The sequence below is a fragment of the Kitasatospora sp. NBC_00374 genome (genome assembly GCF_041434935.1).
Classification (GTDB): domain Bacteria; phylum Actinomycetota; class Actinomycetes; order Streptomycetales; family Streptomycetaceae; genus Kitasatospora.
Window position 1 is genome coordinate 3822966 of the sequence record NZ_CP107964.1, and the last position, 22397, is coordinate 3845362.

The following is a 22397-nucleotide window of genomic DNA, read 5'->3' on the forward strand; positions in this document are numbered from 1 at the left end:
GGCACCGGACCCGTGCTGACTCCGGGGGGGCGGGGCACCTAGCCACCATTCCCTGTGGGTTCCCGCCCTCTCCTGGCCGAACGGGCATGCAAGGGCCACGAAGCGGGCCGGTCGGCTCCCCCAACAACCTACGAAGCTGCTCGACCGCCCTAGAGTTCTGCGGGACGGTCACTGAGCGCCTCTCGGCTTGGCCGGCCGCCCAGGATCAGTCAGGGGCTGACGGCGCCGCCCCAACCAGTTAGGAAAGATCCTTACGGAGGCGTTTCACCCTCATGCGCTAAGGGTGGTGGAGCGGTCTTGGCCGGTGTCCTGTCTGGTCTGGGTCCGAGCATGATCGGGGGGCCGTAAGCTGTTGCGACTCGGTCAGGGCTTTTGGGCCTGACCGCAATGTGGCCGAGTGGCCCCCCGGTCTTGCTCGGTGCGGGTCCCGGGCCTGGCAGGTGGGTAAAACCGCGGAGCCGCCCGCCCCAGCCACGGCGGGGTTGGTTTTGAGCTCTACCTTCGGCACCCTTCTCCGCCGCGCGGGTGTGAAGTCTGGACCTTGTCCGTCTCTGCCCCGGCCTTAGCTTTCCGCCCCTCGGGCGCGGCCGACGACGGCGAAGCCCCAGCCGGGGCGAAGACAGGAGGCGGGGCGCGCGCCGGAGGACGGCCGGCGCCGCCGCGCATCGCGCGGCACCCCGAACCTTGTGTGAGGCTGCTTACCAGTCAGTTCAGGAGGCTGGGAATCTTCGCCGGTATCTCCGATGCCGCCGTGATGCGCCTTCCCCCTCCGGCTCCGCCCCTCGCCCGCGCCGCGGCACGCGGCGCCTTGATGAAGTAGCGAAACTTGTAACAGCCTTGTCTCGCAAGGTCAGAGGTCGTCTGGGCATTCGCAGCAATTCGCGTGCCCCCGACGCCGACTCCACGGCCCGTAAGTTACGGCTTCGGCTGAAACACCCGGGTGTTTCAGCGAGGACACCAGCCCGGACAGGACGAGGGACCTGTCCGGGCCCTGTCCGGTCTATTTTCGCAGGTCAGCACCACTGACCGGACAGCCGGACAGCCCGGACAGTAGACCCCTGGGCACTGGCTGTCCGGCTCGCTGGGCATGCCCGTCCCCGTAGCTCTCTGGACCTTCGGCGATCTGGGCTACCAGGCGATGCTCGCGAGGTCACCGCACAACCTCAGCCATACTGGCCACGCCCACGATGATGGCTCTCGCACTGCGGCATCCTTCACTGTGGCTGGAGACCAAAGGACGAGGAAGGGGCGGCCAGTGAGCGAGCGGAGTCCGCGCGGCACGTACCTACAGATCGCCGAGGCGCTGCGTGCCGAGATCGGCGACGGTTCCGGGCCAGCAGCCCTGCCTTCCGAGGCCGAGCTGATGGCGCGGTACGGCGTGGCTCGGAGCACCGTCGGGCGCGCGCTCAAGGTTCTGACGGACGAAGGCCTGATCCGCTCCCGGCAGGGCACCCGCCGCACCGTAGCGGCTGCGGCGGCGGGGCCCACGGTCTACGACCGGATCGCTGGTGTGATCGCCGAGGAAGGGCTGGCCCCGGGCGACGAGTTCCCGTCGGAGAGCGAACTCTGCAAGCTGACCGACGCGTCTCGGGGAACCGTACGCCGTGTGTTGGCGCAACTCGAAGGCGCCGGCGTGCTGGAAGTCCGGCAGGGCAGGGGTCGCTTTGTCCGCGCGCTGCCCGGCCCGAGCATCGCCCCCACCTCCTAGGAATGGACGCCACCGTGTGGGCATACGACCTCGCTGAAGCACTTCTCGCCGACGACCTTCCCCGCCGCTGGGCCCACTCTCAGGGAGTGGCTGGTCGGGCTCGCATGCTGGCGCCGATCCTCGGGCCGGATGCCGAACTGCTCGAATCCGCCGCCGTACTGCACGACGTCGGCTACTCACCCCGCATCACTGACACCGGCTTCCATCCCCTCGACGGCGCGCGGTTCCTCCGCAACGTAGAGCGGGTGGACGAGCGGATCGTGCGGCTCGTCGCCCACCACTCCTGTGCGTTGCTGGAGGCGGAGGAGCGGGGACTTCGCGAGGAGCTGGAGGCCGAGTTCCCGCTTGAGGAAGCCGGGTTGGTCGATGCGATGATCTACTGCGACATGACCACCACCCCAGACGGTACGCCGACCACGACGCCAGCGAGGATCGCCGAGATCGTGGGCCGGTACGGGCCGGACAGCATCGTCGGGCGGTTCATTCGCCGGGCAGAGCCGGAGATCCACGCGGCGGCTCAGCGCGTGGAACACAGGGTGACGCTGGTCGGCCCTGCGGCCTAACCGATATACGGCTGACTGCGGTCTGGGTCTAGCGCATGCTGGATCCGGAGCCGCATGGACGGATGGATGTCGAGGTCACCGAGGTCCGCCGGGTCCACCCAGCGGACCTCTTTCGATTCCTCGCTCGTCCGAAGATCTCCACCGATCGACCTTGCCCGGAAGCAGATGGAGAACTGCTGCCGGACTTCGCCGTCGTCGTACGCCATGACGTGCCCCGGATCGGTGTACAGCCCGGTGACCGTCACGACCTCGACGTTGATACCGGTTTCCTCGCGCACCTCGCGCACCACCGTGTCGGCGACGTATTCGCCGATATCGTGGCCACCGCCGGGGAGCGCCCACAGCCCGTTGTCCGTCTTGTGGATCAGCAGGACCCGCCCGACGTCGTCCTGTACGACCGCGACGACCGACGGCACCACCGAGTTCGCCGCCGGTGCGTGGGGGTCGTTGATGTAGTCGATCCGGCTCATGCCGCCTCGCCTTCCAGCCTCGGGGAAGTGATCCTTCGGGAACTCTCCCAGATCCGCTCAATGCTCGCCGCGTACGTACTGAACAGCTCGCCGCCTGGCACTTGCGCAAGGTGCAGTACGGGCGCGAGGTAGGCACCAACGCCGTGGACGTGGCCGTTCACGAGCATCTCGTCATCGGCTCGATAGAGCGAGTTGTAGAGCGTGGTCGAGTGCAGACGGAACTCAACTCCCGGCACTTTGAAGAGCGGCGCGTAGTTGGCCAGCGCGTTGCGGACCTTGCCGGCCATCGCCGGACCGATCCCTTCGTCCTCGCCGCGCTGGGCGACCTGGGGTGAGTCCGGGTCGCCCAGCATCATCCGAACGGGCACGCCTGCGTTCGCCTTCTCCCTGATCAGGCGGAAGAAGAGCGGGTCCTCGGAGAGCCAGAAGCCCGCGTAGACGACCAGGTCGAAGTGCCGGGCGGCACCCGAGTACATCGTGGTCCACAACTCCTTTGGCACCACGGCACGGTGTGGGTAGAGCCTGAGCAGCTCGGCACGGCCAGCCTCAGCTGTATCGCTGGTGCTCTGCTCGTCGGACCAGAGATCGGACAGGTCGCGCTGCAGGAGGTTCGCCAAGGCGTACTGGAAGCGCCGGTACGGTCGGCGCTGATCCTTGGCCTCCACCCACCGCTCCACCGTGCGCGCGCTGACGCCAATGCGTTCTGCGATCTGTTCGACCGTCAGTCCGCTTGCCAGGATCGCTCCTCGAAGCCGCTCATTGGCCATGTCGCCCTCCCCTGGACGATGCGGTGGCACTTGGACGATGCGGGACGACTCGACCGTAGCGAAGTCGGTTCGCGGCCGTCCACTGACGCCGTATCTCGACATGCCCTGAGGCGCGAATCTAGTGATGCGCGGTCGGGGTGACTCTCCGACGCAATCAACGAAGGACTTGACGGAGCGTCGGTTCAGCGGCATCGTAAGAGACATGTTCAACATGTCTCGCATGGCGGGACTGGCGAACCGGCAGCCCTTCTTTGGGCTGCTCCGAGCTGCGCAAATGCATCCGGAAGTCGGCCCCTGCCCGGGGTCGGTCAGGGACTCGTCGAGCGCCGATTCCCCACACGGCTGCGGCCCCGGTGGTGCAACACCGGGGCCGCCAAGGGCCGTTCCCAGCGAGAGGAAAGACGACCCATGCGCACTATCGTCGCAGGCCAGCACGCGGCCTCCAAGGAGGAGTTCGCGGAGCTGGCGCTCGGTGTCGACACCGAGCTGTTCTCCGGGCCCGCCGGCCCGGAGTCCATCACCGACCGCGCGGCCCGGCTGGCCGCCGCGGCCGACATCCTCGCGGTGCTGCGCCGGGAGGACCCGGAGCTGGCCGCCTACGCCGAGCAGCTGATCAAGCAGGCCGAGCCGAAGCCCGCCACCCACAGGGAGCTCAGCCACCTGGCCCTGCTGACCGGCGGGATGCCGCGCTTCGGCAAGCACAGCGCGGGAGTTGCGCTGTTCGGGCAGGTGGCGGCGTGATGGCCCGCTTCGTTCGCCGCGGTCTGCGCGGCACCGCCCGCCCGCACCTGACCGCCCGCCCCACCGGCACGTCGGCCGTGGAGATCCTGCCGTCCCCGGACGGGGACCTGCCCGGCGCCGCCTGCCAGGGCGTGGATCCGGACCTGTTCTTCGCCGAGCCGGACCCCGACGACACCGAGGCCGACCCGGCGGTGGCCGAGTTCGCGACCCGCCGCGCCCGGCAGATCTGCGCCGACTGCCCGGTCACGGACATGTGCCTGGCACTCGCGCTGCGCCGCAACGAGCCCTACGGCACCTTCGGCGGCCTGGACGCGGACGAGCGTCGCAAACTCAAGCGGAGCACGGCCAAGGCCACCCGGAAGGCAGGGGCGGCGTGATGGCCCTCTCCAAGCGCTTCGGGTGGGCGCTGCTGCTGCTCGCCCTGGCCTTTCCCGCCGCGGCGGGGGCGGTTCTCACTGCGCTGGCCGCCGTGCTGGTGGCCCTGCTGGCGCACCCGACCGCCACGTGCACCGTCGCTGCGGCGGCACTCCTGGTGAGCACGCTGCCCGCCCTGCGCCGGGCCACGCGCCTGTTCCGCCGCGGCAGTGGCCAGCTGGGCCGTCGGCCCGGCCTGCCGATCCTGCACCGACTCGACCTCGCGGGGGACCGATGAGCATCACCGAACTGCGGCCCACCGGCCGCACCCGCCCACCGGCGAAGGCCGCGAGCAAGGAGGCCGCCGAGGCCGAGGCCCTGCGCGCCAAGACCGAGGCCACCAAGGCCGCGGCGGACATCGCCAACCAGCTGAAGGCGGCCAAGGCCGCCGCCGAGATCGCCGCCGGCGAGGCCAAGGCCCAGGAGATCCGCGCCGAGGCCGCCGACCAGCAGCGCGAGGCCGCCCGCCTCCGCGCCGAGGCCCAAGCGGCCCGGGACAAGGCCGAGCGGTCCGCCGCCCAGTGGCGCACCTACGCCAAGACGATCGCAGTCATCTGCGTGGTGGTGTCGCTGCCGCTCCAGTTGATGGCGTTCTGGTCCCCGCACGCCCCGTTCCTGCTCGCAGCGCCGCTGGTGCTGGAGGGCCTGGCGTGGGCACTGCTCAAGGGCGCTGAAGCCGCGATCGACGACCACCGGCCGTCCTGGCACTACCGGGCGCTCGCCGGCGCGGTCGCGCTGTTCGCCGCCACCGTCAACTACCTCCACGGCTCTGCGACGTTCGGCCTCGGCACCGGCCTGGGCGGAGCGTTCTGCTCGCTGGCCGGACCGCTGGTGTGGGACCTCCACGAGCACGGCCGGATCCGCAAGCGCGACGGCAAGGTCAGCCGCCGCCAGCGCCGCGCCGAAGCCAAGCAGGTAGCGGCCGAGGCCGCCGAGAAGAAGGCCGCCGCAGAGCGTGAGGCGGAGGAGCGCGCCGCCGTCGAGCAGCTTCGCTCGGTGCAGTGGCCGCAGGTGTGGGAGCGCGCCGTGGCCCTCGCTGCGGCGGTCGGGGAGCTGCACCCGAGCGAGCCCACGTGGAAGCGCGCGTGGGACGACACCCAGGGCGCCGCGCTCGGCGACACCGCCGAGTCCATCGCCGCCCGTGTGGCCGCCAAGGCCGCGGTCAAGGATGCCGCCAACGACCGCACAAACACGGTCGAAAGGGTGGAAAAGCCGCAGGTCGAATCCCAGCTGGCCCGGCCCGCGAAGACCGCCGCCGCGAAGCGCCCGGACGGGCGTCGCAGCAACGGCGGAACCCCGCCCGTGCGCCGCACCGGCGACACCATCGGCTACTCACCCGTCGCCCGCCGCGCCATGTCCCACGCCGCCCGCAACCGCCAGCCCGCTGCGAGCTGAGACGACCGCGCTGGCAGATGCCCCGCTCGTCGGCCGGAGCCGTGCCGAACGCCTCAACCCGCCTGCCACCAAAGCCGTTCCGAAGGAGACCGCCATGCGCTGGACCCGCTCCAAGGCCACCGACCTCGCCGCCGCCCTCGACCGGGGTGCCGCCGACAAGCTCGTCGGCGCCGCCGACGGCGACAGCCGCGCCAGCGACCCGAGCAACGACGCCCTGACCCGCCGACAGACGGCGGCCGCCGCCCGCATCCTGCGCGGCCAGGCCCGCGACATGCGGGCCGACGCCGCTGCCATCCGGGACGGCGTCAACCCCTCCGAACTCGGCTACATCGACTGACCTCGAACAGAAGCCCCGTGACCAGCACCCGAACCGCCCTCATCGCCTCCGCCTGACCACTGGAGACCACAGTGAAGACCACCGCCCCCAAGCGTCTGCCCGTCGTCCGCGACATCGTCTTCGCCCGGCTGGTCGACGACCGCCACTGGGTGTCTGACGGCCGCATGTCCGCCCACGAGGCCCGCACGGCCATCCGCTCCTGGCGCCGCGACGGCGCGACCGTGCACGTCTACCGCACCACCGACCGCGACGGCCTCGACCTGCACGTGGCCTACGCCCGCTCCGCACCCGGCTACTGGTCGCGTGGCGAGACCACGGTCGACATCTACGAGATCCCCACCGAGTCCCTGCTCGCGCTCTGACCGCGAGGCAGCCCCGTCGCAAGCCCCGGGACGGCCGCTCAGCTTGCCGGCACGACGGCCGCCCCGGGCCCCTTTCCCGCACCACTGAGCAGTGAGGAAGGACCCTCAGTGAATCACGAGGAGCACAGCTCGAACGGCCTGCCCGACCCCCTGACCAGCACCCCGATCGCGGACGGCGGCGAGGTGCTGCCATTCCCCGGCCGCTTCGCCAAAACCTCCCCGCAGCCCGCACCCGCCCCGCTGGCGGGCCCGGCCGATGAGTCGGTGTACCTGCCGCAGGACACCGACCCGCAGCCCCTGCCGCCCGTGGTGGCGGCGAGCGAGCGGGAGGACCCGGCCGGGGACCGGCCGCTTATCCCCCGGTGGATCCGCACCCGCGAGGGACGGCGGACGATGACCCGCGCCCGCGCCAAGCAGCTGCGCCGCGCCGCGCGGCGGTGGCTGGCCCGCCAGAGCACCACCCGCGGCCACGCGGCGCAGGCCTGGCGCGGGATACGGCGCTCGCACCAGTGGACGGCCGGGTTCGAGGGCGCCCACGTCCAGGCCGCCGGCCACCAGGCCCACATCGCCACCCGCGAGGCCCGCGACCTCGCCCGCCGCGCCCGCTTCACCCTCCTCCCAGGGGACCGGGTGCTCGCGCAGAAGCAGTCCGAGGCCGCCCTCGCCGTCGCGGTCGCCGCGGTCGCCGCCCACAAGAAGGCCAAGTCGAACCGGCGCCGGGTGCGCTTCGCCCGCGCCCTCATCGCCTACGGCATCCCGGCCGGCGCCGTCCTCGCCGCCTACATCGCGCTCGGCACCGCCGGCCTGCTGCTCGGATCCGCCGCCGTGCTCGCCTTCGAGGCGTTCCTCGGCCGCCGCCCCGACCGGGAGACCGTGTGGGACGCGGACACGCGGGCCCTGTCCGACGGCGACCCGCTGACCGAGTCCATGCTCGACCGGTCGTTCAAGGCCGCCCGCGTGATCGGCGAGTCCCAGCGCCTGACCATGGTCACGCCCTGCGCGATCGATCCGGCCGTGCCGAACGCCTGGCACGCCGTCATCGACCTGCCCGACATCACCGTGAAGAAGGCCCGCGACAAGGCGGACGAGATCGCCGCCGCGATGGGCATCGACCGCACCAACCTCGACATCCGCCAGGTCGGCTCCAACGGCCGCCGGATGGCGATCTGGGCCTGCGGCCAGGACCCGTTCCTCGCCACCCGCCGCAACCCGCTCGTCGCCGCACGCGCCAAGACCGTCAACACCTGGCGCGACGGCTTCCCCCTCGCCTTCGACAAGCGCGGCAACGTCCTGCGCCCGACCCTGTCGGACTACTCGTTCCTGTTCGCCGGCGCCACCCGCTCCGGCAAGGGCATGGGGCTGGCCAACCTCCTGGCCGCCGCCATGCTCGACCCGCGGGTGCGGATCCGGCTGTTCGACGGCAAGGGCGCCGGCGAGTACGTCCCCCACGCCCGCGCCCTGGCCACCTTCGTGCGCCGCAACCCCGCCCGGCTGGTCAAGTTCCTGCGCCTCATGGTGGAGGAGATGAACCGCCGCACCGAGATCCTGGTCGAGGCCGGGCTGTCCAAGGCGAACGAGAAGCTGATCGACAAGCTCGGCGGCATCGAGCTGGTCATCATCGACGAACTCGCCACCTACACCGCCAAGAACGGCCCGTCCGGCAAGTACGCGGAGGAGATCACCGAACTCCTCGCCCAGATCGCCGCCGTCGGCGCCGCCGTCGGCATCGTCCTCGCGCTCGCCACCCAGTACCCCGAGGCCGAGATCGTCACCCCCCGGCTGCGCGGCAACCTCTCCGCCCGCATGGCCATGCGCGTCGAGTCCCCCGGCGCCTCCAACGTCGTCCTCGGCGACGGCATGGTCGGCCAGGGCTACGACGCCTCCAAGATCCCGATCGAGAAGACCAGCCGCGGCCGGGCCTGGCTGACCACCCCCGACACCGGCGTCATCGAGGTCCGCTCCCTGTTCATCGACGAGAACGCCGGCGAGATCCTGCCGCTGATCGAGCGGGGCGTGGAGCTGCGGACCGAGGCCGGGTGCCTGCCCGGCCACTACACCGACCCGATCGAGGCCGCCATGGCCCGGGAGACCGGGGTCAGCGCCGCCGCCGGCGGCGCTGACGGCCTCGGCTCCGTCGTGCGCCGCACCGTCCTGGACCACCTGCTGACCGCCGCCGAGCGCACCGGCCGCGGGCAGATCACTAACGCCGAAGCCATCACCCACCTGGCCGGGATCGACCCCGCCCGGTTCGGCCGCCAGGACCACGAGAGCGAGTCGGTGTGGCTCTCGCGCACCGGCAAGACCCTGCGCACCGAGCTGGCCGGCCTCGGCACCGACCTCGCGCAGGGCCGCCTCACCGAGCCGAACGGCAGCCGCCCCAACGGCTACACCCTCCAGGCCCTCCAGGACGCAGCCGCCGCGCTCGGCAACGCCGCCTAGTGACCGGATTGCCCCGATTCGCCACCCTGACGGACGCCTGACCCTTCCGCAACGCCGCAGGTCACAGCCCTGCAGCCCATGTCGGCTGCCCTGACGCGCCCTGCCTCCGGAAGCGTGCTGCGGCAGGGTGCGTCAGGGGTTCGGCCCGATCCGTCACCCCGCCGACCTGCGGCGATCCCGGCCCGGCAGGGGCCCGTCAGGGCACCATGCCGCACCCAAATCCACCCAAACCAGCCTCCCGGGAAGGGAGCCCGCTCGTGCTGTTCACCGTGTCCGCCGCGCTGCTGTTCGGCGTCGCGCTCGCCCTGATGCTCCGCTCCAAGGCCGTCACCGTCAGCGGCGCCGTCGTCGCCGCACTGTTCGGCTTCTACCTCGCCTCCACCGGCATCGCCCCGGCCGTCAACCACGCCATCACCGGCCTCATCCACGCCCTCGCCAACCTCCACTGAACGGAGAACCCGCCATGACCACCACCCGCCAGACCATCGAGCCCCAGCCCGAGCCCGGGCAGGACATCGTCCTCGACGTCTTCGCGCACGCCGACCTCACCGGCGCCCACACCGCCAGCACCACCCACCCGGGCCAGTGGTGGCACCTGTGGACCCGCGACGGCCGCTACCTCGGCTCCGCCAACCGCCCCGAACTCCTCGGCGCACTCATCCACCAGACCCGCTGACCACACGCCGCCCACGGCCATACGAACGGAGGAACCACCCATGCCCGCCACCCGCACCGCCGCCGTACTCGGCCTGCCGGACCTCGCGTTCGTCGCCGACGGCGGCGCCCTGGTCCGCGAGATCGAGGCCTACCTCGCCACCCGGCCCGCACCCCTGCACCCCGCCGCCCCGGCCGTCTGCGTCCACGGCCGGGCCCCGGTGGCCTGGGATCTGGGCCTGACCCGCCCGCAGCCGACCCGCCTGGACCGGCTGCGGCGCCGCCCGCCGGCCCCGACGCCGATCGACACCGCCACCCACCTGCGGCTCCTGTCCCGCTACCTGACCGTCCACGGCTGGTGCCAGGGCCGGCTGTGGGACGAGCAGGGCCGCCGCTGCCTGCTCGGCGCCCAACTCGCCGTCCTCGCCGCCGGATACGGCACCGAGGCCACCGCCATGCGCGCCCGCCGCTTCCTCATGGAGCAATTCACCACCCAGGACCCCACCATCCACTCCGTCGACCAGTGGAACGACACCGAGGGCCGCACCGCCGCCCAGGTCCACCGCCAGCTCGACATCGCCGCCGCCCGCGCCCACGGCTGACACCCGAAAGGACACATCCCTTGACCGGCAACGTCACCCTGCACCCCGACGGCCCGTACTTCCTGCGCCGGACCGTCGCCCGCCTGCTGCCCGACGCCGTCCACCTGGTCCAACGGCACATGCGCGAGACCATGCCGACCACCCTCGTACGCCTCGCCCACCCGTCCGCGTTCGGCCCCGCCGTCGCCGAAGCCACCGGCGGTGCCCCCACCTGGTGGCGTGCCACCCGCGAGCGTGAGCACCACCGCCGGGCCGCCCGCGACGCCCAGGGCCTGACCGTGCCCACCGCGGACGGCGGCGCGCTGGTCCTGCTCCACACCGCCGCGATGCGCGACCGGGACGAGATCCTCCCCACCCTCGTGCACGAGTTGGTCCACGTCGTCCAGATGGGTCGCCCCGCGACCGCCGCCGACGCCCTTGCCCGCAACCGCCACCATCTCGGTCTCGAACACCGCTCCCGCCGCTGGCTCGCCGACCACGACACCGCAATCACCCGCGATGAGGAAGAGGCCTACCGCATCGAGCACCTGCTCACGGCCGCCTGACGCCGGCCTGCCCGACCGGCCGTGCCGCCCAACACCCGCTCAGAAGGCGGTTGGTAGGCGGTGCGGGGGACCGGACAGACCCGCTCCCGAAGCCACCGCGCACCTCACCAGGAGGAAACCCCGTGTCCGTCGGAGAAACCCCGATCACCGTCGTCGGCAACCTGACCGACGACCCCGAACTGCGCTTCACCCCCAACGGCGTGGCCATGGCCCGCTTCACCATCGCCTCCACCCCGCGCACCTACGACAAGACCACCGGCCAGTGGAAGGACGGCACCGCGCTGTTCCTGCGTGCCACCGCCTGGCGCGAGATCGCCGAACACGCCACCGAGTCCCTGACCAAGGGCATGCGCGTGGTCGCCACCGGCCGACTCGTCCAGCACAACTGGCAGACGCCCGAGGGCGAGAACCGCTCCATGCTCGGCCTCGACCTCGACGACATCGGTCCGTCCCTCAGGTTCGCCACCGCCAAGGTCACCAAGACCCAGCGCCCCGGCGCCGCCACGACCCCCGCCGCTGACCAGTGGTCCACCGCCGCGCCCGCCGGGCCGGCACCCGTCGGGGCGGCGCCGCAGAACAGCGAGGAACCGCCGTTCTAGAAGGCCCCCGGACAGCACGAAACCCCGCAGCGGCCGGACGACCTTGCCGGGCAACACCGGCCGCTGCGGGGCCAATCCAGCCCCGTTCTCACGAGACCAGAGGACCAGCATGCCCGACTTCGGCACCAACACGCTCGCCGTCACCGACGACGACTACGACCGCTCCCGCGCCTCCGACGGCCACTCCCGCTACGGCGCCTACCTCGCCCAGCGCGCCCACCTGCTCCGCGACGGCGACCGGCCCCTGACCCCGGTCGAGTTCGCGTCCGCCGCCTGGACGACCGCCACCAGCCCGATCATGTACCCCGGCTACGTCCGCACCCGCCCCGACCTCGCCGACCTGACCACCGTCATCACGGACGACTACCGGCTCGCCCTGCGGATCACGATCCCGCTCCGCCACCACGCCCTCACCCACCGGCCCGCCCGCGTCCTGGACTGGCAGACCCAGCACGACCCCTGGTCCGACGCGCGGTGGACGGCGCTGGAGGCACCCGAACAGGGCGACCGGCCCGCACTGCTGACCACCGCCACCCTGCACCTCCCGGTGCCCGAGCGGATCCTCGTCACGCCCACCGCGGCCCGGCCGGGCCCAGTCATGACGCGCGAAGCTAAGGCCGCCGTCCGGGCACTGGCCGGGTACGCCAACGCGCACGCCCACCTGGTCGCCGACCTCACCGGCGGTACGCGGTGACGCCCCGGGTACCGCCGCTGGCCGACACCGGCCTGTGGCAGGCCGTCATGGCCGCCGCCTCCGGCCGCTGCCAGTGCCGCGGCACCTGCGGCAAGAACCACACCAAGGACGGCGGACGCTGCCCCCGCGAACACGGCGGCCACCAGCAGCACCACGGCGGCGGCACCGTCCACCTCATCGCCGCCCCCGCCGACTCCGCAGCCCTGCTGCTACCCCCGCACCGCGCCGCGACCCTGCCCAAACAGGCCCTCGCCGCCTGGTGCCCCACCTGCCACGACGGCGCCCGAACCACCGCCCGCAAGACCCAGCGCGCCACCGCCCCGGCCACCGCGCCGGACTCCCTGTTCGACCTCTGACACCCGGGAGAAAGCCGTGTCCCTCACCCTGACCGACCTGCCCGCCATCGTCCGCCAGCTCACCCCGCACATCAGCACCGACGACACCCTGCCGATCCTCAACGGCATCTACCTGGAAGCCACCGGCACCCACCTGTTCGCCGCCGCCACCGACCGCTACACCTTCGCCCTCGCCCGCCGCGAGGCCGCCGAGAACGACCGGTCCGAGCCGTGGCGGGCGCTCATCACCCGCCACGACCTCACCGCCCTGCGCGCCCTGTTCCCCACCCGCCGCCGCCCCGCCGACCTCACCCTCACCCACGACCGGGGCTGCACCCGACACCCCGACGGCTTCCTGACCGTCAGCGACGGCACCCGGACCCTGCGGCTGTCCGCCAGCGCCTCCCTCGCCCGCCGCTTCCCGAAGTGGCGCCCGCTGTTCTCCGCCGCCCTGGCCGCCGAGCCCCACCAGAACACCGAGGCCCTCTACAGCGCGGCGTTCCTCGCCCGCTGGGCCACCGCCGCCGAACGCTGGCAGCCGATCACCACCTGGTCCGCCGGACCCGACAAGCCCCTGCTCGTCGCCGTCGGCCACGACTTCCTCGGCCTCCAGATGCCCGTACGCCTCGACCACAAGCCCGACGCCCCCGCCCGCGAGCGCCACGACCGCACCGCCCTGCGCACCACCTGGACCGACACCCTCAGCGCACCGGCCACCGGCCGCCTCCAGGCCGCGTAGGAGGCCGCCGTGCCGATCCGCGCCATCACCTTTCACATCGTCACCTGCGACGTCTGCGGCGACGAGGACGCCGACGAAGTCCTCCCCCTCTTCGACACCCCCGAGATCGCCGCCCACAACGCCCGCCGGTGCGGCTGGCTCCTCACCGCCGACCGGCGCGCCATCTGCCCCGACAACGACCACCAGCACCGCGCCGCCCTCGACCAGCTCATGCCGCCCGAGCCCCACATTGAGATCGACGGCCAGCTGCCGTTCAACCCCGACCCGACCACCTGACCAGCCGGCCCCGGGGTGACCCACCCGGCCCGCCCCGGGGCCCCGCCGGAAGGAGACCCATGACCGCAAACCTGCTGCTGACCGCCGCCCTCGCCGCCGCCGCGAGCGGCCGGCACGTCTTCCCGCTCATCCCCTACGGCAAGCGCCCCGCCGTCAAAAACTGGGAAAGCCGCGCCACCCTCGACCCCAGCCGGATCCGCCGATGCTGGAGCACCAGGCAGTACAACGTCGGCATCGCCTGCGGACCCTCCGGCCTGCTGGTGGTCGACCTTGACACCCCCAAGGACAGCGACGACACCCCACCCGAGGCGTGGGCGCTGCCCGGCATCCACGACGGCCATGACGTCTTCGCCGCGATCTGCGAACGCCACCGCCAGCCGCTGCCCGACGACACCTACACCGTCCGCAGCCCCGGCGGCAGCACCCATCTCTACTTCGCCGCCCTGCCCGGGGCCGGCCTGCGCAACACCCAGGGCCGCGACCGAGGCGGACTCGGCTGGAAGATCGACACCCGCGCGGGCGGCGGCCTGGTCGTCGCCGCGGGCAGCCTCACCCCCAAGGGCCCCTACACCACCGTCCGAGACGCCCCTGTGGCCCCGCTCCCCGACTGGCTCGCCACCCTGCTCACCCCCGCACCGCTGCCCCCGCAGAAGCCCGTCACTGTCCCGCTGCGCAGCGACGACCGCCGCTCCAAGTGGCTGCACGTCGCCATCAACGCCGAGATCCAGCGCGTTCTCACGTCCCCCGCCGACGGACACAACAAAGCCCTCTACCTGGCCGCCGTCGCCCTCGGCCAGATCGTCGCCGGCGGCGGACTCACCGAAGCCGAGGTCACCACCCACCTCACCACCGCCGCCCACCAGGTCGGCCAGAAGCCCGGCGAGATCGCCCGCACCATCGCCTCCGGCCTCAAAGCCGGAGCCCGCCGACCCCGAACCCTCGCCGCATGACCCGCCCCGCCGACCCCGACACCACGCCCCCGGCGCCCCGGCTGCGGATCGTCACCGACGACGACCCTGCCGCCCCCTGGCCCGACGAACCCGACCCATGGCCGGACCCCTGGCCCACCCCCGGCCCGCCCCTGACACCGGTGGCGCCCGCTCTCCCGGCGGCTGACCAGGCAGCCCGGCCGAAGACCGTGTGGACCGCCACCGAGCTGATGGCCACGCGCTTTCCCGAGCCGAAGTGGGCCGTCCCCGGGTTCTTCGCCGAGGGCGTCAGCCTCCTCGCCGGGCCGCCGAAGGTCGGCAAGTCTTGGCTGTCTCTCGGCCTCGGCTTGGACGTCGCCGCCGGACGGCCCGTCTTCGGCACGGTCCCTGTCACCGCCGGCCCCGTCCTCTACCTCGCTCTGGAGGACACCGGCCGCCGCCTCCAAAACCGCATGAGCAAGCTCCTCGCCCACCGCCCCGCCCCCGACGGCCTCACCCTCATGACCGAGTGCCCGCCCATGCCCCAGGGCGCGCAGCTCCTGGCGAACTGGCTCGGCGCCAATCCCACCGCCCGCCTGGTTGTCATCGACGTCTTCGCCAAAGTCCGCGGCATCTCCGCCCCGGGCGCCTCCGCCTACGACGCCGACTACGCCGCGATCGGCCATATCAAGGCCATCGCCGACCACTTCGCCGTCGCCGTCATCCTCGTCCACCACGTCCGCAAGATGGGCTCCGACGACTTCCTTGCCGAGGTCTCCGGCACCAACGGCCTCGCCGGGGCCGCCGACGCCACCCTCGTCCTCAAACGCTCCCGTGGCAAGGCAGACGGAGTCCTTCACATCACAGGCCGCGACGTCGACGAGAACGAACATGCCCTCAGCTTCCAACCCGACACCGGAAGCTGGCTCCTCCTCAACGGCCCCGCCAGTGACCACACCATCGGCGACACCCGCGCCACCATCCTCACTCACGTCCGCACCCACCCCGGCGCCCGCCCCATGGACATCGCCGCCGCCACCGGACTCGACGTCGACCTGACCCGCCGCACCTGCTCCCGCATGGCCGAAGCCGGCCAACTCAACCGGGACACCACGGGCGCCTACACCGCCCCTGCCCCGCCGGACACGCTCCCCATCCCCTGAACTGTCCGGCCTGTCCGGCTGTCCGGTCACATCCGCTGACCAGCACAGTCAGGCCGGACAGCGTCCCGGACACGTGCGCACAACTGTCCTGTCCATCCGTCTCAACGCAGTTGAGGAGAACCCCACCATGGCAAGGCTCCAGACGCTCAAGCTCGCCGAGGTCCTCACCGAGGTCCGGATGTCCCGCGCCGCCTTCTACCGCATGCGGGCCCGTGGCGAGGCACCCGCGATGAAGAAGCTGCCCAACGGGCAAATCCGCGTCACACGCGCCGCCCTTGACGCCTGGTGGGACAGCCAGGACGCCGCCTGACCACGCTCGCCCGGCCCCGGGCACTAGTCCGGGGACGCCCATCCAAAGGAAGCCAGAGATGCCCAAGCCCACGTTCAAGGCCCGTGTTTGGGCTATTCGCGAGAAGGTTCGAGCCGGCCAGAACACCTACGAACTGCGCTGGAGGGTGGGGGACACTCCGTTCTCCAGCACATTCAAGAGCAAGACGCAGGCGGACGGCAGGCGGGCGAAACTGCTCACTGCCATCAACGACGGTGTGCCGTTCGATGAGATCACCGGCCTGCCGATGACGGAGGTTCGGGCGAAAGACGACGTCAGTTGGTACATCCATGCGCGCGACTTCACAGAGATGAAGTGGGCGGGCGCACCGGCCAAAACACGGACCACTATCGCTGACATGCTGGCCACCGCCACGCCCGTCCTGGTGACGTCCCGCCTCGGCATGCCGTCCACCGAGGACGTGCGGACGGCGCTCTACAGCTGGGCGTTCAACGTCAACCGATGGCGGGACGCACCACCTGCCAAGGTGCAGAAGGTCTTGGAGTGGGTAGAGCGGCAGTCCATCCCGATGAGCCATCTGGATGAACCGCTGCTGATGCGGAAAGTGCTGACCGCCTTCACGCTCAACCTCGACGGGTCGAAGTCCTCGCCGCACACCGTCCGCCGCAAGCGAGCGATCTTTCACAACGCCTTGGGCTATGCGGTCGAGGCACGGCGACTCCCCCACAACCCTCTGCATCAGGTGCAGTGGACTCCGCCCGCGACCACAGAGGCGGTGGACCCCGCCGTCGTCGCGAACCCGAAGCAGGTTCGCAGGCTGCTCGGCAAAGTACAGGAGCAGGGGAAGCGCGGAGAGCATCTGAAGGCGTTCTTCGGCTGTCTCTACCACGCCGGCATGCGGCCGGCTGAGGCTGTCTGGTTGCGTAAGGCGAACTGCCACCTGCCCGTCAGCGGCTTCGGTCTCCTGTCCATCGACGGATCTCGGCCGCGGGTGGGCAGCTCATGGACGGATAGCGGCACGCCGCATGACACTCGGGGTCTCAAATGGCGACCGGCCAAGGAGACCAGACCGATCCCGATCCCGCCCGAGTTGGTGACCGCGCTGCGCGAGCACATCGACGCGCACGGCGTTGCTCCGGACGGGCGGCTGTTTCGTACGTCGCGAGGCGGCCTCGTTCAAGAGAGCGGCTACGGCGTGGTCTGGAAGAAGGCCCGGGAGAAGGCACTCACGCCCGAGCAGGCCGCATCCCCCTTGGCCACCCGTCCGTACGACCTACGGCATGCGGGGATCTCGCTTTGGCTGAACTCGGGGGTCGACCCCGCCGAGTGCGCCCGCCGGGCCGGGCACAGCATCGCTGTTCTGCTGAGGGTCTACGCGAAGTGCCTCGACGGTGCGACAGACGCTGCGAACCGCCGAATCGCCGAAGCCCTCAGCGAGTGGGACTGATCACAAGACCGGGCCAGAGCGGTCCCACACATGTCCCACACGCGCTGGTCAGGAGCGGTACACAGGTGAGACAAACCGGCACATAGGGCTAATTTTGACCCTCATGGAGCAAGGCCACTTGCAGCGCAAAAAGACCGGCCCTGAACTGCGTTTCCGCAGTTCAGGGCCGGTCTTGCTATCCGGTGGCTGGTGCAGGGTTCGAACCTGCGTAGCTTGCGCGACAGATTTACAGTCTGCTCCCTTTGGCCGCTCGGGCAACCAGCCAGGGATGGTGTCTTGCGGGGCACGCCCCGTTCGACGTCGTAAACGATACCTGATGGACGGGGGTGGTTCGCCACTCGATTGGTCACGTGATGATCAAGGGCGGGTCGCGGCTGTCTGCCGCGGGCCGGGGGCAGGGCTGGATAGGCTGGGGTGGCGGCTGCCCGGGCGGGTGGCCCCAGACCGTGAAGCCAGTACCGCAAGGAGACCAACACCCATGGCCGACTCCAGTTTCGACATCGTCTCGAAGGTCGAGTGGCAGGAGGTCGACAACGCGATCAACCAGACCTCCCGCGAGATCTCCACCCGCTTCGACTTCAAGAACGTCGGCGCCGAGATCAAGCGGTCGGGCGAGAAGATCGAGATGAAGGCCAACGGCGAGGAGCGCGTGAAGGCGATCCTGGACGTGCTGAAGGACAAGTTCATCAAGCGCGGTCTGTCGCTGAAGGCGATGGACGCGGGCGACCCGCAGCTGTCCGGCAAGGAGTACAAGATCTCCGTGGACATCAAGGAAGGCATCACGCAGGACGATGCCAAGAAGGTCGCGAAGATCATCCGTGACGAGGGCCCCAAGGGCGTCAAGGCCCAGGTCCAGGGCGACGAGCTGCGGGTCAGCTCCAAGTCCCGGGACGACCTGCAGTCCATCCAGGCTCTGCTCAAGGGCAAGGACCTGGAGTTCGCGATCCAGTTCGTGAACTACCGCTGACACGCGGACCCGACCTGCCGGAGCATCAGCCCTCCGGCCCGGAAGGGCGCATCGCGGGGCACCGGCCCGAAGCCCGCTTCGGTCGCCGCCCGCGGTGCGCCCTTCTCCGTTCCGGCCTGCGCCGGCCTGCGGCCCGGTGGTCACCGGGCGGTGTCGGCGGTGGCCTGTTCCAGCGCGTGGGCCTGGTTCAGCCAGTCGGTGACGAGGTCTGCGTCGATGTCCGCCGGGTCGCGGAGCTTCAGCCCGGCCATCTGCCGGGCGCCGTGCTCCAACCGGCCGGACGGGTCGGAGAGCTCCTGGCCGCGCCAGAAGCCGAAGGCGACGTGGTTGGCGTACGCCTTGAGGTAGCAGACGGGGTTCTTGCCCGGCGCCGCGCCCAGGCTCCACACGGGGTGGCCGTGCCACAGCGCGCCGGCGCCCGGGAGGGCGGAGTCGATCAGCGGCAGGAGGCTGTCCGTGATCCGGCGCTGGGCGGCGGGCAGGGCGGTGAGGTACTCGTCGAGGGTGGCGAACTTGGCCATGGTGGGGGCGTCCTTGTCCTGAACGGGATGGCTGCGGGTGGCGGAACGGAAGGGCTGGGCTGGGGGCCTCTCGTGCCCGGGCATTACCGGCTGCGGCGGCGGTACCGGGCGGCGACCACGGAGATCCAGAGCATCGCGGCGATCGCGCCCACGGCGAGCGTCAGCGAACCGCCCCGGCCGCCGCTCATCGCCCAGCCGTTGCCGAGCAGCAGGGCGCTGCCGGCCACCCGGGAGGCGACCGCGTTCCGCCGTTGCCCGGACCGGGCGAAGTGCCGCCCCAGGACGTAGCAGGCGGCGATCAGGGCGGCGAACGCGATCGAGCCGGCCGCGAAGTGGCCGTAGCTGTGCCAACTGAGCGCCGCGGGCATCCCGTCCGGCGTACCGAGCGGGAATCCGTCGGCCGGGTCCATCACGAACGTGCCTGCGGCGATCATGCCGAGGCCGTTGATCCGGACCAGCCGTGGCACCCAGGTGCCGCCGGGGGTACCGCGCATCACCCGGCGCAGGCCGCTCGCACCAACGGTGGTGAGCAGTCCGGCGAGCAGGAAGTTGCTGATCTGGATCCAGCCGAGCGAGCCGTTGGCGAGTGCGCTCAGCGGATGGCGGGTCAGGTCGAAGCCGTCCCGGGTGGCGGCCTGGATCAGGGCGACGGTCGCCCACAGGGGTGCCGCGACGGAGGCGCAGCCGAGCAGCGCGCGTGTGGTGATCGTGGCGGAGGCTGCGGCGGGGAACTGGGCGGTGGTCATGGTGACGGGTGTCCTTCGCGGGTTCGTCGGTTCGGCGATTCGGCGGTCTGCCGGGTCGTCGGTTTCGGTTCTCGCTGACACGTCGAGCGGGAGATGTGGCAGGGAATGCCTCTGTTCCCTGCCACAGAGTGCCGTTCGACGTACTGGCAGAAGCGCGGTACACCGCCGCACGAGAAGCGGGAAGAGAGAAGACAGAGACCATGCGCTACCTGATGACGACCAAGCCCTCCGACGTCGCCCCGGACGAGAACCTCTACGTCGAGATGGCCAGGTTCGTGGAGGAACTGACCGCGTCCGGCGTCCTGTTGGCGACCGGAGGCCTGGAGCCGGGGGGAATCCGGGTGACGTCCGCAGGCGACGAGATCACCGTGACGGACGGACCGTTCGCCGAGGCCAAGGAGGCGGTGGCCGGCTTCGCGCTGGTGGAGGTCCGTTCGAAGGAGGAGGCCGTCGAGCTGGCCCGCCGCTTCCGCCGGATCGTCGGCGACGGCGAGAGCGTGATCCAGCAGGTCTTCGGCCCCTGAGCCGCACGGCTCCGCCGCCGCCACCATCGGCACCCCACCACCCGCCCCGCCCCCGGCTTGCGAGCCGGCCGGGGCGGGTGCTGTGATCATGACCGTGCTGGATGCCCACCGCACGATCGACGCGGTCTGGAAACTCGAGGCGGCCAGGATCGTCGCGGCCCTCGTGCGGATGGTCCACGACGTCGGCCTCGCCGAGGAGCTGGCCCAGGACGCCCTGGTCGCCGCCCTCGAACAGTGGCCCGCCGAGGGCGTCCCCGCCAACCCCGGCGCCTGGCTGACCGCGATCGCCAAACGCCGCGCCGTCGACCACCTCCGGCGCTCGCAGCGCCTCGAACGCAAACAGCAGGAGATCGCCCACGGGCTGGACCGGGGGCAGGGCGGGCAGGAGCCGGAGCCCCAGCACGACGACGTCCTGCGACTGATGCTCCTGTCCTGCCATCCCGTGCTGCCGACCGAGGCGCGGGTCGCGCTGACGCTCCGGCTGCTCGGCGGGCTGACGGCCGAGGAGATCGGCCGGGCGTTCCTGGTCGGCACCGCGACCGTCACCCAGCGGATCGCCGCCGCCAAGCGAACGCTGGCCGAGCGTCGGGTGCCGTTCGAGCTGCCGGACGGGAAGGAGCTGGCCGAGCGGCTCTCCTCCGTGCTGGAGGTCCTCTATCTGATCTTCAACGAGGGGTACTCGGCGACCTCCGGCGACGACCTGATGCGGCCCGGCCTCTGCCACGAGGCCCTGCGCCTGGGCCGGCTGCTCGCCGAACTGGCACCGCAGGAGGCCGAGGTGCACGGGCTGGTGGCGCTGATGGAGATCCAGGCCTCGCGGTCGGCCGCGCGGACCGGGCCGGCCGGCGAACCCGTCCAGCTGCACGAACAGAACCGGGGCCGCTGGGACCAACTGCTCATCCGCCGCGGCTTCACCGCCATGCTGCGCGCCCGCCAGGCCGGCGGCACGCCCGGCCCGTACGTGCTGCAGGCGGCGATCGCCGTCTGCCACGCCCAGGCGCGCACCGCCGAGGACACCGACTGGGCGCAGATCGCGACCCTCTACCGGGCCCTCGCGCACCTGCTGCCGACACCGGTCGTCCGGCTGAACCGCGCGGTCGCGGTCGCCATGGCGGACGGTCCGCAGGCGGGGCTCGGCCTGATCGACGGTCTGCTCCACGACCCGGCGCTGCGCGACTACCACCTGCTCCCGAGCGTCCGGGGAGACCTGCTGGCCCGGCTGGGCCGCGCCGAGGAGGCCCGGGTGGAGTTCCTGCGGGCCGCCGCGCTCACCCGCAACGCCGCCGAGCGCGCCTTCCTGGAACGCCGGGCGGAGGAGCTCGCCGGCCCCGGACCGTCAGGTGTCACCCTCGGAGCGGCGGTCCGGGAGTTCCTCGCCCGCGACGATCTGGACTCCGCGACGGTCCGCTCGTACGGGCAGACGCTGCGGCGCCTGTGTCTGACCCTCGGCGACCTGGTGCCGTTGGCCTCGGTGAGCCCGGAGCAGGTGGCGCGGGTGTTCGCGACGGCGTGGGGGACGGCGGCGGCCAGGACCTGGAACCGGCACCGGGCGGCCGTCCGGTCGTTCGCCGCCTGGGCCGCCCTGGACGCCCCGGACGCCCTGGACGCCCTGGACGCCCTGGACGGCGGGAACGACGGGGGCGACGGGGGCGACGGGGGCGACGGGGGCGACGGGAGCGGTCTGGCCGACCTGAACGACCTGGCGGCGGGCATCGACCGGCGCGCCGAGACCCGGACCGGGCCGCCCGCCATGGCGGCGTCCCAGCTCGAAGCGCTCTGCGGGCGGAGCGACGTGGCGCTGCGCGAGCGGGTGCTGTGGCGGCTCCTGCACGAGTCGGCGGCCCCGGTGACGACCGTCCTGTCGCTGAACGTCGAGGATCTGGACCTGGACGACCGCCGGGCCCGCGCGGGCGGCGCCTGGGTGAACTGGCGCTCCGGGACGGCCCGTCTGCTGCCCGGACTGCTGGCCGGCCGCACCCGCGGCCCGGTCTTCCTCGCCGATCGGCGGCCCGGTCCGGCCCGACGTCCGGCGGAGGCCGACCTGTGCCCGGACACCGGCCGCAGCCGGCTGTCCTACGGGCGGGCCGAATACCTCTTCAAGCAGGCCACCAAGTCCCTGGACCCGGCGGGCCACGGCTACACCCTGCACCGGCTCAAACCGCGCGGCTGACCGCCAGGGGGCATCGCTGCCG

General features: G+C 71.8%; 29 protein-coding genes and 1 tRNA gene. 25 read left to right on the forward strand and 5 right to left on the reverse strand.

The window, feature by feature from the left end; translation table 11 throughout:
* The first annotated feature begins 1255 nt into the window (after positions 1 to 1255).
* Positions 1256 to 1708 (forward strand): GntR family transcriptional regulator, encoded by a 453-nt coding sequence (locus tag OG871_RS17010; RefSeq protein WP_371497634.1) that lies wholly within the window; start codon positions 1256 to 1258, stop codon positions 1706 to 1708.
* A 2-nt stretch (positions 1709 to 1710) separates the two neighbouring features.
* On the forward strand, positions 1711 to 2271 hold the full coding sequence (locus OG871_RS17015) for an HD domain-containing protein (RefSeq protein WP_371497635.1): 561 nt from the start codon (positions 1711 to 1713) through the stop codon (positions 2269 to 2271).
* On the opposite strand, the gene OG871_RS17020 is transcribed toward OG871_RS17015, so the two are convergent.
* Complete coding sequence (locus OG871_RS17020; protein ID WP_371497636.1) at positions 2268 to 2741, reverse strand: NUDIX domain-containing protein; 474 nt, start codon at positions 2739 to 2741, stop codon at positions 2268 to 2270. The genes OG871_RS17015 and OG871_RS17020 overlap by 4 nt on opposite strands.
* Positions 2738 to 3508: a helix-turn-helix domain-containing protein gene (locus OG871_RS17025; protein WP_371497637.1), complete on the reverse strand. Its 771-nt coding sequence runs from the start codon at positions 3506 to 3508 to the stop codon at positions 2738 to 2740. Before OG871_RS17025 ends, OG871_RS17020 begins: the two co-directional genes overlap by 4 nt.
* 408 nt (positions 3509 to 3916) lie before the next feature.
* On the opposite strand from OG871_RS17025, the gene OG871_RS17030 reads away from it, so the two are divergent.
* The 20 genes from OG871_RS17030 (at position 3917) to OG871_RS17125 (ending at position 17447) form a co-directional block, all read left to right on the forward strand.
* Positions 3917 to 4249, forward strand: a complete 333-nt coding sequence (locus OG871_RS17030; RefSeq protein WP_371497639.1) for a hypothetical protein — start codon at positions 3917 to 3919, stop codon at positions 4247 to 4249.
* Positions 4249 to 4626, forward strand: coding sequence for a WhiB family transcriptional regulator (locus OG871_RS17035; protein ID WP_371497640.1), 378 nt, complete (start codon positions 4249 to 4251; stop codon positions 4624 to 4626). The genes OG871_RS17030 and OG871_RS17035 overlap by 1 nt, the downstream gene beginning before the upstream one ends.
* Positions 4626 to 4901, forward strand: a complete 276-nt coding sequence (locus tag OG871_RS17040; protein ID WP_371497641.1) for a hypothetical protein — start codon at positions 4626 to 4628, stop codon at positions 4899 to 4901. The genes OG871_RS17035 and OG871_RS17040 overlap by 1 nt, the downstream gene beginning before the upstream one ends.
* Positions 4898 to 6058, forward strand: coding sequence for a hypothetical protein (locus tag OG871_RS17045; protein ID WP_371497642.1), 1161 nt, complete (start codon positions 4898 to 4900; stop codon positions 6056 to 6058). The genes OG871_RS17040 and OG871_RS17045 overlap by 4 nt, the downstream gene beginning before the upstream one ends.
* Positions 6059 to 6152: 94 nt before the next feature.
* The gene (locus tag OG871_RS17050) at positions 6153 to 6395 is read left to right on the forward strand and encodes a hypothetical protein (protein ID WP_371497643.1); all 243 of its coding nucleotides are present in this window, start codon (positions 6153 to 6155) and stop codon (positions 6393 to 6395) included.
* Positions 6396 to 6466: 71 nt separating this feature from the next.
* Complete coding sequence (locus OG871_RS17055) at positions 6467 to 6757, forward strand: hypothetical protein (protein ID WP_371497644.1); 291 nt, start codon at positions 6467 to 6469, stop codon at positions 6755 to 6757.
* A gap of 108 nt (positions 6758 to 6865) precedes the next feature.
* On the forward strand, positions 6866 to 9196 hold the full coding sequence (locus OG871_RS17060; protein ID WP_371497645.1) for an FtsK/SpoIIIE domain-containing protein: 2331 nt from the start codon (positions 6866 to 6868) through the stop codon (positions 9194 to 9196).
* Between the two features lie 257 nt (positions 9197 to 9453).
* Positions 9454 to 9645, forward strand: a complete 192-nt coding sequence (locus OG871_RS17065; RefSeq protein ID WP_371497647.1) for a hypothetical protein — start codon at positions 9454 to 9456, stop codon at positions 9643 to 9645.
* Positions 9646 to 9659: 14 nt separating this feature from the next.
* Positions 9660 to 9872: a hypothetical protein gene (locus OG871_RS17070; protein ID WP_371497648.1), complete on the forward strand. Its 213-nt coding sequence runs from the start codon at positions 9660 to 9662 to the stop codon at positions 9870 to 9872.
* A gap of 40 nt (positions 9873 to 9912) precedes the next feature.
* A complete protein-coding gene (locus OG871_RS17075) occupies positions 9913 to 10452 on the forward strand; it encodes a hypothetical protein (RefSeq protein ID WP_371497649.1) in 540 nt (179 codons plus the stop codon).
* A 20-nt stretch (positions 10453 to 10472) separates the two neighbouring features.
* Complete coding sequence (locus OG871_RS17080) at positions 10473 to 10997, forward strand: hypothetical protein (RefSeq protein ID WP_371497650.1); 525 nt, start codon at positions 10473 to 10475, stop codon at positions 10995 to 10997.
* A 122-nt stretch (positions 10998 to 11119) separates the two neighbouring features.
* Positions 11120 to 11596, forward strand: a complete 477-nt coding sequence (locus OG871_RS17085) for a single-stranded DNA-binding protein (RefSeq protein ID WP_371497651.1) — start codon at positions 11120 to 11122, stop codon at positions 11594 to 11596.
* Between the two features lie 109 nt (positions 11597 to 11705).
* Positions 11706 to 12290 carry a hypothetical protein gene (locus OG871_RS17090; protein ID WP_371497652.1) on the forward strand — a complete coding sequence of 195 codons (585 nt, stop codon included), beginning with the start codon at positions 11706 to 11708 and terminating at the stop codon, positions 12288 to 12290.
* Positions 12287 to 12646 (forward strand): hypothetical protein, encoded by a 360-nt coding sequence (locus OG871_RS17095; RefSeq protein WP_371497653.1) that lies wholly within the window; start codon positions 12287 to 12289, stop codon positions 12644 to 12646. Before OG871_RS17090 ends, OG871_RS17095 begins: the two co-directional genes overlap by 4 nt.
* A 16-nt stretch (positions 12647 to 12662) precedes the next feature.
* Positions 12663 to 13364 carry a hypothetical protein gene (locus tag OG871_RS17100; protein WP_371497654.1) on the forward strand — a complete coding sequence of 234 codons (702 nt, stop codon included), beginning with the start codon at positions 12663 to 12665 and terminating at the stop codon, positions 13362 to 13364.
* Positions 13365 to 13373: 9 nt separating this feature from the next.
* Entirely contained in the window at positions 13374 to 13640 is a 267-nt protein-coding gene (locus OG871_RS17105) for a hypothetical protein (protein WP_371497655.1), read from the forward strand.
* Between the two features lie 59 nt (positions 13641 to 13699).
* Complete coding sequence (locus tag OG871_RS17110; protein WP_371497656.1) at positions 13700 to 14590, forward strand: bifunctional DNA primase/polymerase; 891 nt, start codon at positions 13700 to 13702, stop codon at positions 14588 to 14590.
* Entirely contained in the window at positions 14587 to 15711 is a 1125-nt protein-coding gene (locus OG871_RS17115) for an AAA family ATPase (protein WP_371497657.1), read from the forward strand. The genes OG871_RS17110 and OG871_RS17115 overlap by 4 nt, the downstream gene beginning before the upstream one ends.
* Positions 15712 to 15838: 127 nt before the next feature.
* Positions 15839 to 16021 (forward strand): helix-turn-helix transcriptional regulator, encoded by a 183-nt coding sequence (locus OG871_RS17120; protein ID WP_371497658.1) that lies wholly within the window; start codon positions 15839 to 15841, stop codon positions 16019 to 16021.
* Positions 16022 to 16079: 58 nt separating this feature from the next.
* A complete protein-coding gene (locus OG871_RS17125; RefSeq protein ID WP_371497659.1) occupies positions 16080 to 17447 on the forward strand; it encodes a tyrosine-type recombinase/integrase in 1368 nt (455 codons plus the stop codon).
* Positions 17448 to 17630: 183 nt separating this feature from the next.
* Here the strand turns inward: OG871_RS17125 and OG871_RS17130 are convergent.
* Positions 17631 to 17711, reverse strand: a tRNA-Tyr gene (locus OG871_RS17130).
* A 214-nt stretch (positions 17712 to 17925) separates the two neighbouring features.
* On the opposite strand from OG871_RS17130, the gene OG871_RS17135 reads away from it, so the two are divergent.
* Entirely contained in the window at positions 17926 to 18414 is a 489-nt protein-coding gene (locus tag OG871_RS17135; protein ID WP_371497660.1) for a YajQ family cyclic di-GMP-binding protein, read from the forward strand.
* 140 nt (positions 18415 to 18554) lie between these two features.
* Here the strand turns inward: OG871_RS17135 and OG871_RS17140 are convergent, their stop codons facing one another.
* Together OG871_RS17140 and OG871_RS17145 are read right to left on the reverse strand one after the other, a co-directional pair.
* The gene (locus OG871_RS17140) at positions 18555 to 18935 is read right to left on the reverse strand and encodes a DUF1801 domain-containing protein (RefSeq protein WP_371497661.1); all 381 of its coding nucleotides are present in this window, start codon (positions 18933 to 18935) and stop codon (positions 18555 to 18557) included.
* Between the two features lie 83 nt (positions 18936 to 19018).
* Complete coding sequence (locus OG871_RS17145) at positions 19019 to 19681, reverse strand: DUF998 domain-containing protein (RefSeq protein ID WP_371497662.1); 663 nt, start codon at positions 19679 to 19681, stop codon at positions 19019 to 19021.
* A gap of 200 nt (positions 19682 to 19881) precedes the next feature.
* Here OG871_RS17145 and OG871_RS17150 point away from each other — a divergent pair, with 200 nt between their 5' ends.
* Together OG871_RS17150 and OG871_RS17155 are read left to right on the forward strand one after the other, a co-directional pair.
* Positions 19882 to 20205, forward strand: a complete 324-nt coding sequence (locus tag OG871_RS17150) for a YciI family protein (protein WP_371497663.1) — start codon at positions 19882 to 19884, stop codon at positions 20203 to 20205.
* Between the two features lie 88 nt (positions 20206 to 20293).
* Entirely contained in the window at positions 20294 to 22375 is a 2082-nt protein-coding gene (locus tag OG871_RS17155) for a DUF6596 domain-containing protein (protein WP_371497664.1), read from the forward strand.
* The last annotated feature ends 22 nt before the right edge of the window (positions 22376 to 22397 follow it).

Excerpts from the sequence above, each read along its gene's own strand:
- OG871_RS17015 (WP_371497635.1), top strand. The coding sequence starts at position 1,711 with ATGGACGCCACCGTGTGGGCATACGACCTCGCTGAAGCACTTCTCGCC.
- OG871_RS17020 (WP_371497636.1), bottom strand. The coding sequence starts at position 2,741 with ATGAGCCGGATCGACTACATCAACGACCCCCACGCACCGGCGGCGAAC.
- OG871_RS17025 (WP_371497637.1), bottom strand. The coding sequence starts at position 3,508 with ATGGCCAATGAGCGGCTTCGAGGAGCGATCCTGGCAAGCGGACTGACG.
- OG871_RS17030 (WP_371497639.1), top strand. The coding sequence starts at position 3,917 with ATGCGCACTATCGTCGCAGGCCAGCACGCGGCCTCCAAGGAGGAGTTC.
- OG871_RS17035 (WP_371497640.1), top strand. The coding sequence starts at position 4,249 with ATGGCCCGCTTCGTTCGCCGCGGTCTGCGCGGCACCGCCCGCCCGCAC.
- OG871_RS17040 (WP_371497641.1), top strand. The coding sequence starts at position 4,626 with ATGGCCCTCTCCAAGCGCTTCGGGTGGGCGCTGCTGCTGCTCGCCCTG.
- OG871_RS17045 (WP_371497642.1), top strand. The coding sequence starts at position 4,898 with ATGAGCATCACCGAACTGCGGCCCACCGGCCGCACCCGCCCACCGGCG.
- OG871_RS17050 (WP_371497643.1), top strand. The coding sequence starts at position 6,153 with ATGCGCTGGACCCGCTCCAAGGCCACCGACCTCGCCGCCGCCCTCGAC.
- OG871_RS17070 (WP_371497648.1), top strand. The coding sequence starts at position 9,660 with ATGACCACCACCCGCCAGACCATCGAGCCCCAGCCCGAGCCCGGGCAG.
- OG871_RS17075 (WP_371497649.1), top strand. The coding sequence starts at position 9,913 with ATGCCCGCCACCCGCACCGCCGCCGTACTCGGCCTGCCGGACCTCGCG.
- OG871_RS17090 (WP_371497652.1), top strand. The coding sequence starts at position 11,706 with ATGCCCGACTTCGGCACCAACACGCTCGCCGTCACCGACGACGACTAC.
- OG871_RS17110 (WP_371497656.1), top strand. The coding sequence starts at position 13,700 with ATGACCGCAAACCTGCTGCTGACCGCCGCCCTCGCCGCCGCCGCGAGC.
- OG871_RS17115 (WP_371497657.1), top strand. The coding sequence starts at position 14,587 with ATGACCCGCCCCGCCGACCCCGACACCACGCCCCCGGCGCCCCGGCTG.
- OG871_RS17120 (WP_371497658.1), top strand. The coding sequence starts at position 15,839 with ATGGCAAGGCTCCAGACGCTCAAGCTCGCCGAGGTCCTCACCGAGGTC.
- OG871_RS17125 (WP_371497659.1), top strand. The coding sequence starts at position 16,080 with ATGCCCAAGCCCACGTTCAAGGCCCGTGTTTGGGCTATTCGCGAGAAG.
- OG871_RS17135 (WP_371497660.1), top strand. The coding sequence starts at position 17,926 with ATGGCCGACTCCAGTTTCGACATCGTCTCGAAGGTCGAGTGGCAGGAG.
- OG871_RS17140 (WP_371497661.1), bottom strand. The coding sequence starts at position 18,935 with ATGGCCAAGTTCGCCACCCTCGACGAGTACCTCACCGCCCTGCCCGCC.
- OG871_RS17145 (WP_371497662.1), bottom strand. The coding sequence starts at position 19,681 with ATGACCACCGCCCAGTTCCCCGCCGCAGCCTCCGCCACGATCACCACA.
- OG871_RS17150 (WP_371497663.1), top strand. The coding sequence starts at position 19,882 with ATGCGCTACCTGATGACGACCAAGCCCTCCGACGTCGCCCCGGACGAG.
- OG871_RS17155 (WP_371497664.1), top strand. The coding sequence starts at position 20,294 with ATGACCGTGCTGGATGCCCACCGCACGATCGACGCGGTCTGGAAACTC.